General features: G+C 55.9%; 14 protein-coding genes. 11 read left to right on the top strand and 3 right to left on the bottom strand.

Translation table 11 applies throughout. From position 1 onward, the window contains the following. Positions 1–9: 9 nt before the first annotated feature. The gene (gene aceE, locus KO499_RS06715; RefSeq protein WP_215982925.1) at positions 10–2,673 is read right to left on the bottom strand and encodes a pyruvate dehydrogenase (acetyl-transferring), homodimeric type; all 2,664 of its coding nucleotides are present in this window, start codon (positions 2,671–2,673) and stop codon (positions 10–12) included. A gap of 662 nt (positions 2,674–3,335) precedes the next feature. Between aceE and KO499_RS06710 the strand changes: the two genes are divergently transcribed. Continuing rightward, entirely contained in the window at positions 3,336–4,700 is a 1,365-nt protein-coding gene (locus KO499_RS06710) for a KamA family radical SAM protein (protein ID WP_215982924.1), read from the top strand. A gap of 97 nt (positions 4,701–4,797) precedes the next feature. On the opposite strand, the gene trxA is transcribed toward KO499_RS06710, so the two are convergent. Beyond that, positions 4,798–5,661 carry a thioredoxin gene (gene trxA, locus KO499_RS06705; RefSeq protein ID WP_215982923.1) on the bottom strand — a complete coding sequence of 288 codons (864 nt, stop codon included), beginning with the start codon at positions 5,659–5,661 and terminating at the stop codon, positions 4,798–4,800. A 207-nt stretch (positions 5,662–5,868) separates the two neighbouring features. On the opposite strand from trxA, the gene lon reads away from it, so the two are divergent. From lon to KO499_RS06690, 3 genes are all read left to right on the top strand, one after another. Next, positions 5,869–8,319, top strand: a complete 2,451-nt coding sequence (lon, locus tag KO499_RS06700; RefSeq protein WP_215982922.1) for an endopeptidase La — start codon at positions 5,869–5,871, stop codon at positions 8,317–8,319. A 145-nt stretch (positions 8,320–8,464) separates the two neighbouring features. After that, positions 8,465–9,730 carry a PQQ-dependent sugar dehydrogenase gene (locus KO499_RS06695; protein WP_215982921.1) on the top strand — a complete coding sequence of 422 codons (1,266 nt, stop codon included), beginning with the start codon at positions 8,465–8,467 and terminating at the stop codon, positions 9,728–9,730. 65 nt (positions 9,731–9,795) lie between these two features. After that, entirely contained in the window at positions 9,796–10,137 is a 342-nt protein-coding gene (locus KO499_RS06690; RefSeq protein WP_215982920.1) for a c-type cytochrome, read from the top strand. Positions 10,138–10,161: 24 nt separating this feature from the next. Here the strand turns inward: KO499_RS06690 and KO499_RS06685 are convergent, their stop codons facing one another. Beyond that, positions 10,162–10,662, bottom strand: a complete 501-nt coding sequence (locus tag KO499_RS06685) for a MarR family winged helix-turn-helix transcriptional regulator (protein WP_215982919.1) — start codon at positions 10,660–10,662, stop codon at positions 10,162–10,164. A gap of 165 nt (positions 10,663–10,827) precedes the next feature. On the opposite strand from KO499_RS06685, the gene KO499_RS06680 reads away from it, so the two are divergent. The 7 genes from KO499_RS06680 to KO499_RS06650 all read left to right on the top strand — a co-directional run bounded on the left by KO499_RS06680 (position 10,828) and on the right by KO499_RS06650 (position 17,537). Further along, a complete protein-coding gene (locus KO499_RS06680; protein WP_215982918.1) occupies positions 10,828–11,736 on the top strand; it encodes a tetratricopeptide repeat protein in 909 nt (302 codons plus the stop codon). A 152-nt stretch (positions 11,737–11,888) separates the two neighbouring features. Then, the gene (locus KO499_RS06675) at positions 11,889–13,001 is read left to right on the top strand and encodes a branched-chain amino acid ABC transporter substrate-binding protein (protein ID WP_215982917.1); all 1,113 of its coding nucleotides are present in this window, start codon (positions 11,889–11,891) and stop codon (positions 12,999–13,001) included. A gap of 162 nt (positions 13,002–13,163) precedes the next feature. Further along, on the top strand, positions 13,164–14,087 hold the full coding sequence (livH, locus tag KO499_RS06670; protein ID WP_215982916.1) for a high-affinity branched-chain amino acid ABC transporter permease LivH: 924 nt from the start codon (positions 13,164–13,166) through the stop codon (positions 14,085–14,087). Next, entirely contained in the window at positions 14,087–15,358 is a 1,272-nt protein-coding gene (locus KO499_RS06665; RefSeq protein WP_215982915.1) for a high-affinity branched-chain amino acid ABC transporter permease LivM, read from the top strand. Before livH ends, KO499_RS06665 begins: the two co-directional genes overlap by 1 nt. Before the next feature lie 6 nt (positions 15,359–15,364). Beyond that, positions 15,365–16,120, top strand: coding sequence for a high-affinity branched-chain amino acid ABC transporter ATP-binding protein LivG (gene livG / locus KO499_RS06660; protein ID WP_215982914.1), 756 nt, complete (start codon positions 15,365–15,367; stop codon positions 16,118–16,120). 9 nt (positions 16,121–16,129) lie between these two features. Continuing rightward, positions 16,130–16,831 (top strand): ABC transporter ATP-binding protein, encoded by a 702-nt coding sequence (locus KO499_RS06655; protein WP_215982913.1) that lies wholly within the window; start codon positions 16,130–16,132, stop codon positions 16,829–16,831. Between the two features lie 241 nt (positions 16,832–17,072). Next, entirely contained in the window at positions 17,073–17,537 is a 465-nt protein-coding gene (locus KO499_RS06650) for a DUF3015 domain-containing protein (protein WP_215982912.1), read from the top strand. Positions 17,538–17,562: the final 25 nt, after the last annotated feature.

Here is a 17,562-nt window from a genome sequence, read left to right as displayed (position 1 = left end):
GCGGACTCCTTAGCTCAGCACCGGGTTCGTTTTGTTGCGATCGATTCCGTACTTGCGCATGGCTTCGAGAACGACATCGTTCTTCACCTCACCGTCCTGAGCCAGGGCTGACAGCGCCGTAACCGTCACGTAGTAACGGTCAACCTCAAAGAAGCTACGCAGCTTCTCACGAGTGTCACTACGGCCGAAGCCATCAGTACCCAGCGTCAGATAGGTTTTGGGAATGAACGCCCGGAGCTGCTCGGAGTGCAGCTTGACGTAATCTGTCGAGGACACAACCGGTCCCGCCTGTTTCTCCAGGCATTGGGTCACGTAGGCCTTCTTGGGCTTGTCATCCGGATGCAAACGGTTCCAGCGCTCTACGTGCTGGCCTTCACGGGCAAGCTCATTGAAGCTGGTAACACTCCAGACGTCAGAAGCAACACCCCAGTCGTCTTTCAGCATCTGGGCCGCTGCACGCACCTCGTTCAGGATAGCGCCGGCACCAAGGAGCTGAACCCGAGGCGATTTCTTGCTTCCCTTGGTTTCAACAGACTCGAACTGGTACATACCTTTGATAATGCCGTCTTCGCAATCCTTCGGCATGGCGGGCTGTTCGTAGTTCTCGTTCTCAATGGTGAGGTAGTAGAAGACGTTCTGATTGTCCTCGAACATCTCTTTCATACCCTTCCGGAGCACCACGGCCATCTCGTAACCGTAGGCCGGATCATAGGCCTTACAGTTCGGAATGGTGTTGGCCAGAACATGGCTGTGGCCATCCTGGTGCTGCAGGCCTTCGCCGTTCAGAGTGGTCCGACCGGCAGTACCGCCAATCAGGAAGCCACGTGCCTGAATGTCACCCGAGGCCCACGCCAGATCGCCCACCCGCTGGAAGCCGAACATGGAGTAGAAGATGTAAAACGGGATCAGCGGGAAGTTATTGGTGCTGTATGACGTTGCTGCTGCCATCCAGGCCGCCATGGAGCCGTCTTCGTTGATACCTTCTTCAAGGATCTGGCCCTTTTTGTCTTCCCGGTAGTACATGATCTGGTCGCGGTCTTCCGGAACATACTTCTGCCCCTCGGCCGTGTAGATGCCCAACTGACGGAACATACCTTCCATACCGAAGGTACGGGCCTCGTCCGGCACGATCGGAACCACGCGCTTGCCAATGCGTTTGTCTTTGGTCAGAGCCGTCAGGATCCGGACAAACGCCATGGTGGTCGAGATTTTCCGATCGCCAGAGCCGTCCAGAACCGCCTTGAAGATATCCAGCTCGGGAATCTGCAACGGCTGGCAATCTTTGCGGCGCTTGGGATAGAAACCGCCAAGCTCCTGCCGGCGCTTCTTCATGTAGACGATTTCCGGGCTGTCCGGCGCTGGCCGGTAGTAGGGAACGTCTTTGAGCTCATCATCCTTGAGCGGCACTGCAAAGCGGTCGCGGAACGACTTCAGCTGCTCAATGTCCAGTTTCTTGAGGGAGTGCGCCGTGTTCTGCGCCTCGCCCGCCTCACCAAAGCCATAGCCCTTGATGGTATGGGCCAGGATGACGGTAGGTCTGCCACTGTTGTTGTTGACGGCGTGATGGAAGGCCGCGTAGATCTTGTACGGATCGTGGCCACCACGGTTCAGCATGTTAATGTCCTCGTCGGACAGGTTCTCAACCATCTTCGCCAGCTCAGGGTAACGCCCGAAGAAGTGCTTGCGGGTGTAGGCAGGCCCATTGCTCTTGAAGTTCTGCAGCTCGCCGTCACAGACTTCGTCCATAACGTGCTGCATTTTGCCTTCCTTGTCCTTCTCGAACAGCGGATCCCAGTGGCGTCCCCAAATCACTTTCAGAACGTTCCAGCCAGCTCCCCGGAAGACACCTTCCAGTTCCTGGATAATCTTGCCGTTGCCACGGACCGGACCATCAAGGCGCTGAAGATTGCAGTTAACCACGAAGATGAGGTTGCTGAGATTTTCCCGGCCAGCCATGGAAATGGAGCCCAGGGTTTCCGGCTCATCACACTCACCGTCACCAACGAAGCACCAGACCTTGCGGTCGCCCATCTCGATCAGCTCACGACTGTCCAGATACTTCATGACGTGCGCCTGGTAAATTGCCTGAATCGGCCCAAGCCCCATGGAAACCGTCGGGAACTGCCAGTATTCCGGCATCAGCCAGGGGTGCGGGTAAGAAGACAGGCCATCGCCGTCCACTTCCTCGCGGTATTTGTCCAGATCCTTCTCGTCGAACCGGCCTTCCAGGAAGGACCGGGCATAGATACCGGGCGACGAATGGCCCTGGAAGTAAATCAGATCCGACTCTCGCTTCTCATCGCCACCATGGAAGAAATAGTTGAAGCCCACGTCGTAAAGCGTTGCAGCCGACGAGAAAGAGGAGACGTGGCCGCCGAGATCGCCCGGACGCTGATTGGCCCGCATGACCATCGCCATGGCGTTCCAGCGGATGAGGGAGCGGATACGGCGCTCCATAAACAGATCACCGGGCATCGGTGCCTGCTGGGAAACCGGAATACTGTTCCGGAACGGCGTCGTTATAGAGTAAGGAAGCTCGGTTCCATCGCGGCTCGCCCGCTCGGAGAGCCTCTCAAGAATGTATTTGGCTCTGTCTACGCCTTCGTTCTCGATCAGAGATTCCAGCGCGTCCAGCCATTCACTGGTTTCAATGGGATCATCGTCCTGGTACATCAAACCTCCCCTTGGCATCAAAATGTGCAGCGCCGCCACGATCAGCAGCCGGGCGCGTTGCTGTGTTGATAAGCTGCGATGGAATGCAGTGTGTTGTTATGGGTATTTTCAGCCTGACAGGTGTACCGGCCCCCAGTACACAGAACCTGTACACAGCATAGAACAGCTTTCACACTTTTCCTGTCCGATCGCCCCGGTTCACGGGCTTTTGGCCTGAGGATGAACGACGTGCCGGTTCAGTGCGCGGATCTGCCTACCCGTTTTCTTGTAGTATTTTTACTACATTATGGCCTTCAAATTCAATTAACGACCTAACTATCTCCCGCCAACACGGACTTATTACGGTTACTTACGGAAGAATGACCGTTTTTGGACCATCAGACAACCAGACTGCGACCAATGTCGTAGCATTCGTATCAAACGGAAATTTAATTACCACGCTAAACGATCTGCAAGTCGAGCTTTCAGGTCACTTCAGCGATTTTCACGGTTTTTAGAGGATTTTGACTAACATCCTGTCGAGCGGCATTTCGGCCCACAGGATCTTTTTGATTAGACCTGAAAATAATTCCCCATTTATGTATACTCGCCTGCCTGATTTTTAACCACCAAAAAAGTGGTACGACCACTTTTCCGTCATTGACAACAACAGAGGGCGATCTATGAACTCCATCGTCACCTTTCCGAACCGGATTCCGACTACCGAGTTCGAGGAACGGCGCTTCCAGGTCTACACAGACCGCCAGCTCGATAAAATCGATGTCATTCAGAGTCTTCCAGAAGAAACCCTGTTTGAAATGAAAGTGGTCGCCAGCGTGCTACCGTTCCGGGTCAACGAATACGTGATCAACGAACTGATCAACTGGGACAAAGTACCAAACGACCCGATCTATCAACTTGTCTTCCCTCAGAAGGGCATGTTGAAAGAAGAGCATTACGAACGCATGGCAAAGCTGCACCGGGACGGTGCCGAGAAGAAGGAAATCCAGGCCGTTGCCAAGGAAATCCGTGACGATCTGAACCCCCACCCGGCGGGCCAGATGGAAATGAACATGCCGGAGCTGGACGGTGAAGTCCTGGACGGTGTTCAGCACAAATACCGTGAAACCGTGCTGTTCTTCCCTGCCCAGGGCCAGACCTGCCACTCCTACTGCACCTTCTGTTTCCGCTGGGCACAGTTTGTTGGCGACAAAGACCTGAAAATGTCCAGCACCGAAGCCGAGAAACTCCACGGCTACCTGCGTGAACACACCGAGGTTTCTGACCTGCTGGTTACCGGCGGCGATCCCATGGTCATGAAGACGAAGAACCTGGTGCAGTACCTGGAGCCACTTCTACAGCCGGAGTTCGACCATATCCAGACCATCCGGATTGGCACCAAAGCCCTCACTTTCTGGCCGTACCGCTTCGTTACGGACAAGGACGCGGATGATCTGATCGACCTGTTCGCCCGACTGGTCGATGCCGGCAAGCACGTGGCTATCATGGCGCACTACAACCATTGGCAGGAGATCACCACTGAGATCGCCGAAGAAGCCATCCGCCGCATTCGCGCCACTGGTGCCGAGATACGCGCCCAGGGCCCGCTGATCAAGCACGTCAACGACGATGCCGATGCCTGGGCCAGGCTCTGGAAAAAAGAAGTGCAGCTGGGGATCATTCCCTACTACATGTTTGTAGAGCGGGACACCGGCGCCAAGAACTACTTCGAAGTGCCTCTGGCCGAAGCCTTCCAGATCTATCGCGAAGCCATGAAGCAGGTGTCCGGTCTGGCACGCACCGCTCGCGGCCCCTCCATGAGCGCCGGCCCTGGCAAGGTGGAGATTCAGGGTATCACTGAAATTCACGGCGAGAAGGTCTTTGTTCTGCGCTTCCTGCAAGGCCGCAACCCAGACTGGGTACAGCGCCCCTTCTTTGCCAAATACAGTGACACGGCAACCTGGCTGCACGAGCTGGAACCCGCGTTCGGAGAGGAAAAGTTCTTCTTTGAGGACGAGTACGCGAAAATGCAAAGGGGCAACGGCTAGCCCCATACACTGGTCCTGCGCCCCATCAAACGGGGCCGCAGGATCAGACGCATCCTTTCATCTGACGCCGATTTTCGTCGCTCTCCCCAACCACCAGTCAGTGCATCAGGGTATAGAGCTTCCGGCGATAGGTCCGTACATCCGGGTTGTTGTTGCCCAGCTTGTCGAACAACTCAACCAATGTTGTCTTGGCCACCTCATCCTTGTATTTACTGTCTACCCGCATCAGGCGAATCAACAGATCCATGGCCTCAGCGTTATTCTCCTGCAGTACGTGATGAAGCGCCAACTGGTGCAGTGCGTTCGGATCTTTCGGATCCTGCTCCAGAGCCATCTCAAGATCCTTGATGGGCGGTAGTTCGGCGGACTGCTTGAGAAACTTCACCCGGGCAGCCAGTTGCTTGGCCTGGTGTTGCATCTTCTCTTCCGGAGGCAGACTTTCAAGGACTTTTTCTGCCGTTTCAAGATCGCCCATTTCCGCTTTTAGCTGGGCCAGGTCAATCAACACCTTCAGGTTTTCCGGGTCTTCCTGATTCATCTCGGACAGGATCGCCAGCGCCCCTTCAACGTCACCCTCTTCCCAGATCCGGTGGGCTTTGTCGTAGGGATCTTCCTTCGGCGCCTCCACATGCTTGTCCAGAACCTTCCGGATTTCGCTTTCCGGAAGAGCCCCATTGAAGCCGTCCACTGCCTGGCCGTCCTTGACCAGAATCACCGTGGGCAGGCTGCGCACACCAAGACTGGAGGTAAGCTGCTCCTGCTCATCGGCGTTGACTTTGGCCAGCATGAAAGCACCCTGATAATCCTCCGCCAGCTTCTCCAGCATAGGCATCAGCTGCTTGCAGGGCGCGCACCACTCGGCCCAGACATCCACCAGAATGGGCGTACTTGCAGAGGCTTCCATTACTTTCTGCTGGAAGTTTTCCATGGTGGCTTCGAAGATATAGGGAGAGTTGCTCATGCAGGACACCTGAAAAAGTCGAATGAATCGTTACGGACTGTCAGGGGACATGGGGCCGCATCCCGGAAAATCAAGCAGCCACTGACCAAAGCCAGCTCCTTGAAATCACCACATCTGGCGTTACATAGCTATTAATCACTGTTCCGGGCCGGCTGGCAAACCCCGTCCCGGACTGACTCGCAACCTTTCCGGATGGATACTCGCGGTATGAATGATGAGACGCACACCGATTCACTAGAGGAATTCGAAGAGGACGTGACCGAATACATCGGCAAGGACGAACACAGCAAGAATCTCGCCTTGCCCCAGCAGATGATGCCACAGCGCATGTATGTGCTGCCGGTTTCAAACCGCCCTTTCTTCCCGGCCCAGGTGCAGCCGGTGGTGGTCAACCAGAGCCCGTGGCAGGAAACGCTCAAGCGGGTCGGCGAGACCGACCACAAGGTGATGGGTATCTGCTTCGTTGATACTCCGGATACCGAAGACGGCATCCCCACCAGTGATCAGCTGGAGGTAACCGGCTGCGCCGTTCGCGTGCATCACGCCCAGAACGAGAGTGGCAAAGTCCAGTTTATTGCCCAGGGCCTTCAGCGCTTCCGGATTGTCCAGTGGCTGCGTCGCAAACCGCCGTACCTGGTGGAAGTGGAATACCCGACCGAACCCGAGGAAGAGGCAGACGAACTCAAGGCCTATACGCTTGCCATTATCAGTGCCATCAAGGAACTGCTGCGCACCAATCCGCTCTATGGCGAAGAGGTGAAACAGTACCTGTCCCGCTTCGGTCCGGATGACAGCTCACCCCTGGCCGATTTCGGCGCTTCCATGACCAGCGCTCCCGGCAAAGAGCTTCAGGATGTGCTGGACACGGTGCCTCTGCTTCGCCGAATGGAAAAAGTCCTGCTGCTGATGCGCAAGGAACAGGAAGTGGCACGGCTGCAGTCGGAGATCAGCGAAGAGGTCAACGCCAAGGTCCAGAAACATCAGCGCGAATTCTTTCTGAAGGAGCAGCTCAAGGTCATCCAACGCGAGCTCGGCATGGCCAAAGACGACAAGACCGCCGATGTGGAGCGGTTTCAGGAGCGTATGACCCGGCTCAATCCGCCCGAAGCCGTTGAGGAGCGATTCCGGGATGAAGTCGAAAAACTTCAGGTTCTGGAACAGGGTTCGCCGGAATATGGTGTCACCCGCAATTACCTGGACTGGCTGACCCAGGTACCCTGGGGCATTCACTCCGAAGACCACTTCGATCTGGCCGAAGCCCGACGAATTCTGGATCGGGATCACGACGGCCTGGACGACGTCAAAGACCGCATTATCGAGTTTCTGGCCGAAGGCACATTCAAAGGTGAGGTCAGCGGCTCCATCCTGTTGCTGGTGGGCCCGCCAGGGGTAGGTAAAACCTCTATCGGCCACTCTGTGGCAGATGCACTGGGACGACAATTCTACCGGTTCAGCGTCGGCGGCATGCGGGACGAAGCTGAAATCAAGGGCCATCGCCGCACCTACATCGGCGCCATGCCAGGCAAGTTTGTCCAGGCTCTGAAGGATTCGAAGGTGGCGAACCCGGTGATCATGCTGGATGAAATCGACAAGATCGGCGCCTCATTCCAGGGTGACCCGGCATCCGCTCTGCTGGAGACGCTGGATCCGGAACAGAACCGGGATTTCCTGGACCATTACCTGGATGTTCGCATGGACTTGTCCAAGGTCCTGTTCATCTGCACGGCCAACCAGCTGGACACCATCCCGCGCCCGCTCCTCGACCGCATGGATGTGATCCGCCTGTCCGGTTACATTGCCGAGGAAAAACTGGCCATTGCCAAGCACTACCTGCTACCCAGATTGCTGAAGCGGACGGGGTTACTGAAAAAACAGTTCAACATCACCGACGCAGCCATCAAACAGGTTATCGAAGGCTATGCCCGCGAGGCCGGCGTGCGGAGCCTGGAAAAACTGCTGCACAAGATTCTCCGCAAGGGCATCGTAAAGCTGCTGGAGAATCCGGACCAGCCGGTGAAGGTGGGCGTCTCGGATCTTCAGAGCTACCTGGGCCAGCCTTCGTTCAAGAAAGAAAAATCCCTCAAAGGCACCGGGGTCGTGACCGGCCTGGCGTGGACTGCCATGGGCGGTGCCACCCTGAGTATAGAGGCATCCAGAATTCACAGTTCCCAGCGCGGCTTCAAACTGACCGGTCAGCTGGGGGATGTCATGAAGGAGTCCGCCGACATCGCCTACAGCTATGTGTCATCCAATCTCAAACGATTCAAAGGCGATCCGACGTTTTTCGACCGGTCCTTTATACATCTGCACGTTCCGGAAGGGGCCACGCCCAAGGATGGCCCCAGTGCCGGCGTCACCATGGCGACCGCGCTGCTCTCCATCGCCCGCAGGGAGGCACCACAACAGAACATTGCCATGACCGGTGAACTTACGCTGACCGGCCAGGTGCTGCCTGTAGGCGGTATTCGTGAGAAGGTCATTGCGGCAAGGCGGCAAAAGATCGGCAACCTTATCCTCCCGGAGGCTAACCGGGGCGACTATGAAGAGCTGCCGGACTATCTGAAGGATGGACTGTCAGTGAATTTTGCCAAACATTACAGCGATGTATTTCAGGTGTGCTTTGGCAACAAGCCCAGGAAAGGATCCAGCGTCCATTGAAATAACTGGTCCAACCAGTCAGCAGCGACATTGACGCTTTCTGGTTCATTGTCTTTACTCGGTCTTGCTTTGCTCAAAAAGTAAGCGATCGGTGGTGAAAAGCTGCCGGCACCCTACTCATCGGTAAAGAGAGAGTGGTAAAACAATGAACAAGAAAGCCTCAATTCTCTGTGTGGCCGCCGGCCTGTCTATCGTTCCTTACGCCAACAGCCAGTCCAATGAAACATTGGAAAAACTGGGCAATTTTCAGGTCACGGGAAATGCCGAGTTCACGGTCATCGATCAGAACACCAACAGTGCGGACGCCATCCGCAAAACCCTGGAGACAATCCGGCTCCCCGAAGGCTTTGAAATCAGTCTGTATGCCCTGGTTCCGGATGCGCGCCACATGGCGGTCGGCCCACAGGGCGTGGTGACCTTTGTTGGCACCCGGAAGACCGAAGTCTGGGCGGTGACTGACCGCGACAAAGACCGGGTAGCCGACGAGGTCAAAAACTTCGCACCCTCCCTGCCCAAGGCTATTCCCAATGGCCCTTGCTTCTCTCCGGACGGCGTCCTCTACATTGCAGAGCAGAACCGGGTTCTGGCGTACCCGGCCGCCGAGTTTTTCTATGAAAGCGGCGATGTGGTGGCGTCCGAAGTCGTCCCCCAGGGCAAGCTGATTCCTGAAGAATTCGTCAGTTACAACCACACCGCGCGGGTCTGCGATATCGGTCCGGACGGCAAGCTTTATATCTCCCTGGGCCAGCCGTTCAATGTGGCACCGGCGAAGCACCTGGACACGTTCAATGAATGGGGCATCGGCGGCATGATCCGGATGAACCAGGATGGTACCGAACGGGAAGTTTACACCCGGGGCATCCGGAACTCTGTCGGCCACGATTTCAACCCCACCACGGGTGAGCTCTGGTTCACCGACAATCAGGTCGACGGCATGGGAGATGACACGCCACCGGGTGAAATTAACCGGCAAACCGCCATGGGCCAGCACTTCGGTCATCCCTGGTATGGTGGTGGCGATGTCCGCACCAATGAATACAAAGGTGAAGACGTTCCCGTCGAAGTTGTCTTCCCGGTATCAGAAACGGTAGCTCACGCCGCGGACCTGGGGATGATGTTCTACACCGGCAAAATGTTCCCGAAGAAGTACCAGGGCGGGATCTTCTCCGCGCAGCACGGCTCATGGAACCGGACCACGCCAATCGGTGCACGGGTCATGTTCACGCCCGTGGACGCAGAGGGCAATGTAGCCGGGGAAACCGTTCCGTTCGCGGAAGGCTGGCTGGATGAAAACGGGGAGTATCTGGGTCGGCCGGTAGACGTGGTTCAACTGAGAGACGGCTCACTGCTGGTCTCTGATGATCTGGCCAGTGCCATCTACCGGATCGCCTATACCGGTTCCGGCTCCTGAGCCTGAATCGGGATTCCATTCAGTGCCGGGGAGCGTCAGGCTCCCCGGCTGCCCGGAGAGCCTGCATGTTGAAAAAAAGCAAACTCGCAGTACTTGCTGCAATGCTCGTCACGTCTTTTATGATGCTCTGTTCCACCGCCTTTGCTGCCAACCCTGCCGAGGGTCGCAAGCTCGCGTCCCAGTGCAAGACCTGTCACGGCCTGGACGGCATTGCCAAAATCCCGATTGCGCCCAACCTTGCCGGCGAGAGCCAGATCTACATCCAGAACCAGTTAAAGGCCTTTCGCAGTGGTAAGCGGGAACATGAAATGATGTCCGTGGTCGCCCGGAATCTCACCGATCAGCAGATAGCCGACCTGGCAGCCTGGTACCAGTCCATCGAGATCACTGCCCAGATGCCGGAATGACGGCAGAAACCGGATGCCAGATCGTCAGGATTTGGCGTCCGCCTTCCAGCCATCGTCCTTGAGCACCGACCCCACGGTCAGCACTGGCGACGCATCAATATCGTCGGCGTCCATCATATTCGCCACTCGCTGCAGCGAAGCAAGAATCATGGTTTGCTCCCATTCCGCCAGGCTCTGGAATTTCTGAATGAAATCCTCCTGCAAAGGATTCGGCGCCCGGGCCAGGAGATCCGCACCTTCCTCCGTCAGGTGAGCATGTACCTTGCGCTTGTCCTGGGTGCTGCGTACACGGTACACCAGGTTGCGGTGCTCCAGTCGGTCGAGGATGGTGGTTACCGTTGCCTGGCTGAGGCTCACCTTTTCCGCAATGGTGCCAATGGTCACTTCACCAAGTGCCCGAATCGTTCTCATGATCAACAGCTGAGGGCCAGTCAATCCAGCATGTTTGCTCAGGCGCTTTGAATGAAGATCCGTTGCACGGATCACCCGTCTTAGAGCCACCAGTACATCTTCATAACTGCTCACAGCATTACTCCGATTAAGCATTGGCAATTTGTTTACACCCCTAACTATTAGAGGTCTTTGCACTGTGAATTGCAAGCCGAAGCGATCCCCGACATTTTTTCAGTTACCCACTATGCTAAGGTTTCGCTCTTATTCCACTTACGACAGACGGACGGAATACGCCCGATGATCAAGCATTTTCTACCCTTGCTCTTCATGATGACCTTCGCCGGCACCCTCTACGGCCAGGATAACCTGCGATCTGAAAAGGACATCACTGCGGAAAATCTGCAAGACAGCATCAAGACCCTCGAAAAGCCCATGTACACGCCGTTTATCGAATTGTACTTGTTGGAGGAAAGCAAGGCACTGCGCAAGGAGATGCAGAATACCCGGGCAGAACTGATCGAGAAGGTGGTTGATAAGGAGTTGTCTGTTGCCGACAAGACCATGTCTTACGCAACCGATACCGTCACCTATTTCTTTTACCTGATTGCAGGTGCAACGTCGATTCTGGTGGTCATCGGGTGGAACTCCATCCGGGACATGCGCAACCAGCTCACCAGTCTGGCCGAAAAACGGGTCAACGAACTGGTGATCGAGTACGAAAAACGCCTCGAATCCATTGAAGAGCAGTTGCGGCAGAAGTCTGACATTATCCACCAGAACCAGGCCGAGATTGAACGCACGAACGAAGTGCATTCCTTGTGGCTCAAGGCCAGTCAGGAAACCTCACAACAAAACAAGATTTCCGCTTATGACCAGATTCTTGACCTTCGCCCAGACGACGTCGAAGCTCTGAGTTACAAGGCCGACGCGGTGCTTGAAATGCAGGAACCGCTCTGGGCTATCAGTCTATGCCAGCGAGCACTGAAACTTGCACCGGAAAATGGCCATGCGCACTATCAGTTGGCATGCGCCTACGCTGAAATCGGGCGCTGGGAAGACGCAGTGACCACCTTGCAGAAAGCTATTGAAATTTCGGAGGCATACCGCGACGATGCTTCCGTAGACGTGAGTTTTGAACAGTTGCGCGAACACGAGAGCTTCCGCGTACTGGTTTCACAAGATGAGGAAGACAGCACGGATGCGTGACATCGCTCAGAGCGGCACGGGTTTTGCCTTTATAGACAGGCCCGTGTTCCGGAGCAGGCACTGCCCATCAGCTTGACAACCAGTGATGTGTGGTGTTTGTTTAACTCTCTGAGAACACAAGAATAACCCTGAAATAAAACAGGACAGACTCAATGAGAACTTCAGTAAAAAAACTCGTAACTGCTGTAAGCACTTCTGTAGCCCTGATGGGCGCTGGCCACGCCGCCGCTGAAATCCAGATCGGTATTGCCGGACCTATGACTGGCCCCGTCGCCCAGTATGGTGACATGCAATTCTCAGGCGCCCGCATGGCGATCGAACAGATCAACGCCAATGGCGGTGTTATGGGCGAAGAACTTGTTGCCGTTGAGTACGACGACGTGTGTGATCCCAAGCAGGCCGTTACCGTTGCCAACAGCCTGGTCAATGATGGCGTTCAGTTCGTGATTGGTCACCTCTGTTCCAGCTCCACCCAACCGGCGTCAGACATCTACGAGGACGAAGGCATCCTCATGGTGACCCCGGCCTCAACCAGCCCGGAGATCACCGAGCGCGGCTATGAGCTGGTATTCCGCACCATCGGTCTGGACAGCATGCAGGGACCGGTCGCGGCTCAGTATATCGCCGCCCAGAGCCCCGAACGCGTGGCCATTGTTCACGACAAGCAGCAGTATGGTGAAGGCATTGCCACTGCGGTTCGTGACACCCTGAAAGATGCAGGCGTTGAAATCGCCATGTTCGAGGGTATTACTGCTGGCGACAAGGACTTCTCGTCCCTCGTTACCAAACTCAAGCAGGCTGACGTGGACTACGTTTACTACGGTGGTTACCATCCGGAACTGGGCCTGATTCTCCGCCAGGCTCGCTCTGCCGATCTCGATGCCCGGTTCATGGGTCCAGAAGGCGTGGGTAACAAAGACATCAACACCATCGCTGGCGAAGCCGCCGAAGGCCTGCTCGTAACTCTCCCGCCAGCCTTTGATCAGAAAGCCGAAAACCAGGCGCTGGTGAAGGCCTTCGAGGACAAGGGTGAAGATCCTTCCGGCCCGTTTGTTCTGACTTCCTACACTGCTGTTCAGCTGATTGCCGAAGGCATTGAAGCGGCAGACTCCTCTGATCCGTTTGACGTGGCCGCTGCCCTGCGCGATGGCACCTACCAGACTCCGATCGGTACCGTTGAATATGACAAAGCCGGCGACATGAAGTCGTTCGAATTTGTTGTTTACGAATGGCATTCAGATGGAAGTAAAACTCCGGTAAACTGAGCCGAAATCGTTAACAAACGGTAATTATGAGAGCACCTTCTCACCGCGATCCGGGGGAAGGTGTTTTTCTAGGCTCCTGTTGATCCTCCTCCAGTTGGCTCCCGGACATCCCGGACACCGACTGAGGTATCGGAGGGAGCAGGCTTTCGGAGTCCCATAACGATGCAAGACCTCCTGTATTTCTTTCAGCAGCTCATCAACGGGCTAACGATCGGGAGCACTTACGCCCTGATCGCCATCGGTTACACGATGGTTTACGGCATCATTGGCATGATCAACTTTGCCCATGGTGAAATTTATATGATCGGCGCGTATACGGCGCTGATTGCCATTACCGGCCTGACAGCCCTGGGCGTTGCCTGGTTACCTCTGATACTTATCGTTGCGCTGGTCTGCGCAATGATTGTTTCCAGCTCCATGGGCTGGGCAGTGGAACGGGTCGCGTACCGGCCAGTACGGGGACGTCACCGCCTGATTCCGCTGATTTCAGCGATCGGTATGTCCATCTTCCTGCAGAACTACGTTCATCTGGCACAGGGTTCCCGCAATATCGGTTTCCCATCCCTGATCGACGGCGGCTTCAATTTTGGCTCCGGCGAGGGCTTCCAGATGTCGCTCTCCTACATGCAAATCACAATCTTCATCACCACGCTGATCTGCATGACCGCCCTGTCTCTGTTCATTTCCCGTTCCCGGACCGGACGTGCCTGCCGGGCAGTTTCACAGGATCTGGGCATGGCGAACCTGCTGGGCATCGACACCAACCGCATCATCTCAGCGACCTTCGTGATCGGCGCCGCTCTGGCGGCAGTTGCCGGCCTGCTACTTGGGATGTACTACGGTTCGGTTGATCCCCTGTTCGGCTTTATCGCCGGGCTTAAAGCCTTTACCGCAGCCGTACTTGGTGGCATTGGCAGCATCCCTGGTGCGATGCTGGGCGGACTGATACTGGGCGTTGCCGAGAGTATGACCTCCGGCTACCTCAGCGGTGAATACAAGGACGTGATCTCGTTCAGCCTGCTGATCCTGATTCTGCTGTTCAAACCCACCGGCCTGCTCGGCAAACCGGAGGTTGAGAAGATCTGATGGCTGCTAACAATTTCAGACATGCGCTTTTCTGCGCAATCATCACGCTGATCATTTCCTACCCGATCATTGGCTTCAATCTGGAAGCCCAGGGCATCAACGTGATGCTGACCGGCGCAGATACCGGGACCGTTGTTATGGTCTTGCTTGCGGCGGTGATGGTGTTCCTGTTCCAGCTGTTCCGGGAGCAGATCATGGGCGCCCTGAGGAGCGTTCCTAATCCACTGCCGCAATCCAGCAAAGAGCCCATGGCCGAAAACCGCCGGGCAAAGATCGAGTCGTGGGTACTGACCGGCATTGTGATTCTTGCCTTGTTCTGGCCCTTCTTTGTGTCCCGCGGTTCTGTGGATCTGGCGACGCTCGTTCTTATCTACGTCATGCTGGCCCTCGGCCTTAACGTCGTCGTGGGCCTCGCCGGGCTTCTGGATCTTGGCTACGTGGCCTTCTACGCAGTTGGTGCCTACACCTTTGCGCTGCTCTCCCAATACACAGGGATCTCGTTCTGGTTGGCCCTGCCCATCGGCGCACTGCTGGCCGCGCTGTTTGGACTGGTGCTCGGGTTCCCGGTGCTCAGACTGCGGGGAGATTACCTGGCCATCGTCACACTCGGCTTCGGCGAGATCATCCGCATCCTGCTGAACAACTGGACGACACTGACGGGCGGCCCCAATGGTATCGGCGGCATTCCGGATCCAACCCTGTTCGGCATGGAGTTCGGCCGCCGGGTGAAGGAGGAAGGCAACACTTCGTTCCATGAAACCTTCGGTATTGCCTACAGTGGCGAACACAAAGTCATCTTTCTGTACCTGATTGCCCTGGTCCTGGCAGTGTTCACTGCCCTGGTCATCCGTCGCTTTATGCGGATGCCGGTTGGCCGCGCCTGGGAAGCACTGCGGGAAGATGAGATTGCCGCCCGCTCTCTGGGGCTGAGTCGTACCGCGGTAAAGTTGTCTGCCTTCACCATTGGCGCCTTCTTTGCTGGTTTCGCCGGCACCGTATTCGCCTCCAAGCAGGGCTTTATCAGCCCGGAATCGTTTGTCTTCCTCGAATCCGCCATCATCCTGGCGATTGTGGTTCTGGGAGGCATGGGATCACAGATCGGCGTGGTACTTGCGGCAATCGCCGTAACCATTCTGCCGGAACTGGCCCGCGAATTTTCCGAATACAGAATGCTGATCTTTGGTGCAGCCATGGTACTTATGATGGTCTGGCGTCCACAGGGCCTGATGCCCATGCGCCGCATTCACATTGAACTGAAAAAGCAGGAGTGACAGACGATGCTTGAAGTACAAAATCTGTCCATGCGCTTTGGCGGCCTGCTCGCGGTAGACGAAGTGTCTCTGGACATTCAGGAACACGAAATTGTATCCATCATCGGCCCCAACGGCGCTGGAAAAACCACTGTCTTCAACTGCATGAGCGGTTTTTACAAGCCTACCGGCGGCAAAATCCTGTTTGAGGGGAAAGAGGTACAGGGCAAACCTGACTACAAGATCTCCCGACTCGGAATGGTCCGGACTTTCCAGCATGTCCGGCTGTTCAGCCAGATGACGGTGGTGGAAAACCTCCTGGTGGCCCAACATCGCCACCTCAACACCAACCTTATCTCCGGATTGATCAAAACCCCCAACTACCGGACGAAAGAGCAAAAATCTCTGGATCGAGCCGCCTACTGGCTGGATCGGGTAGGCCTGCTGGATCTGGCCAACAGGGAAGCGGGCAATCTCGCCTACGGCCAACAACGACGCCTGGAAATTGCCCGCTGCATGGTCACGGAGCCCAAGCTGCTGATGCTCGACGAACCGGCAGCAGGCCTCAACCCGGCGGAAACCAAGGAGCTCAATCAGCTGATTGTCAGCCTGAAAGAAGACTACAACGTTTCCGTAGTGCTTATTGAGCACGACATGAGCCTGGTAATGGATATTTCCGATCGGATCAACGTCATCAACCAGGGGCGCCCCCTGGCCAGTGGCACACCCGAGGAAATCCGCCAGAACGACGACGTGATCAAAGCCTATCTGGGCGAGGCCTGAGGTAACCACATGCTAGTACTAGAAGATGTCCATACCCATTACGGCAAGATCGAGGCTTTGCACGGGGTGTCTGTCGAGGTCAAAAAGGGTGAGATTGTCTCGCTGATCGGCGCCAACGGCGCAGGCAAGACCACACTGCTGATGACCGTCTGCGGCAACCCTCAGGCCAGTTCCGGCCGCATTTTCCTGGAAGGCCGTGAGATTACCCGCGAGCCGACCGCCCAGATCATGCGTTCCGGTATTGCCATCGTTCCAGAGGGACGTCGCATATTCTCCGGCCTGACCGTGGAAGAAAACCTCCATATGGGCGGTTTCTTCAACACTAAATCCGAGATCCGCAAAAGCCAGGAGCATGTCTACGAGCTCTTCCCCCGCCTGAAGGAGCGGGAGCATCAGCGTGCCGGTACCATGTCTGGTGGCGAGCAGCAGATGCTCGCCATCGGGCGGGCGCTCATGAGCAGACCAGACATGATCATTCTGGATGAGCCATCCCTGGGCCTGGCCCCTCTGATCATCAAACAGATCTTCGAAATCATCGGCCATCTTCGCGAGGAAGGCATTACCGTCTTCCTGGTGGAGCAGAACGCCCATCAGGCACTCAATCTGGCTGACCGGGGCTATGTACTGGAAACGGGGAAGATTCGCCTGCACGATACCGGCAAGAATCTGCTCGAAAACCCGGACGTCCAAAACGCCTATCTGGGGGGATAATCGCGGCTCTTTTCGCGAGCTGAAGGCCGGAGCACGAGCGTGTGTTCCGGCTTTTTTCACGACAAATCAAATACTCACGAATTTTAATACTTGCGTCGACCGGATATGAACTTATACTCAAAGAAACGGTCGTCCTTGTCTCCACAAGACTAGTCAGGGCCGTTTTCAGGACACTGTGCCACAACGGAGGCAGCGTCTTGGTTTAGCGACGAAAGCTTTAAATCATACAAAGGAGTGGATAATGAAAAAACTGATCGCAGGTGCAATTCTTCTTGGTGCCTCTTCTATGGCCTTTGCACAACCGGGCTGTGGCGTAGGTGCTATGATCTGGAAAGGACAGTCCGGTATTGCCCCCCACGTACTGGCTGCAACCACCAACGGGACCCTTGGCAACCAGACCTTTGGCATGACCACTGGCACCCTGGGCTGCCAGACTAACCAGTCTGTTCAGTCCATGGCCATGTATATGGACAGCAACATCGATAAGGTAGCCCGGGACATGTCCCGTGGTGCTGGCGAAAACCTCGACACCCTGTCCGTTCTTCTGGGTGTTGACGAAGCTGACCGTGGTGCCTTCCGCAAGGTTCTGCAGGACAACTTTGCCTCCATTTTCCCAAGCTCTGACACCACCTCTGGTGAAGCAGTGGACGCCATCGTAGCACTGCTGGAAAAAAATGAGTCACTCAGCAAGTACGTAGCAGCCTGAACCTGACTCCTTGAAAGGACTCGCA

Origin of the sequence: Marinobacter sp. F3R08 (assembly GCF_018860425.1) — a bacterium.
Classification (GTDB): domain Bacteria; phylum Pseudomonadota; class Gammaproteobacteria; order Pseudomonadales; family Oleiphilaceae; genus Marinobacter.
This window is presented reverse-complemented; position numbering and strand designations above follow the sequence as displayed.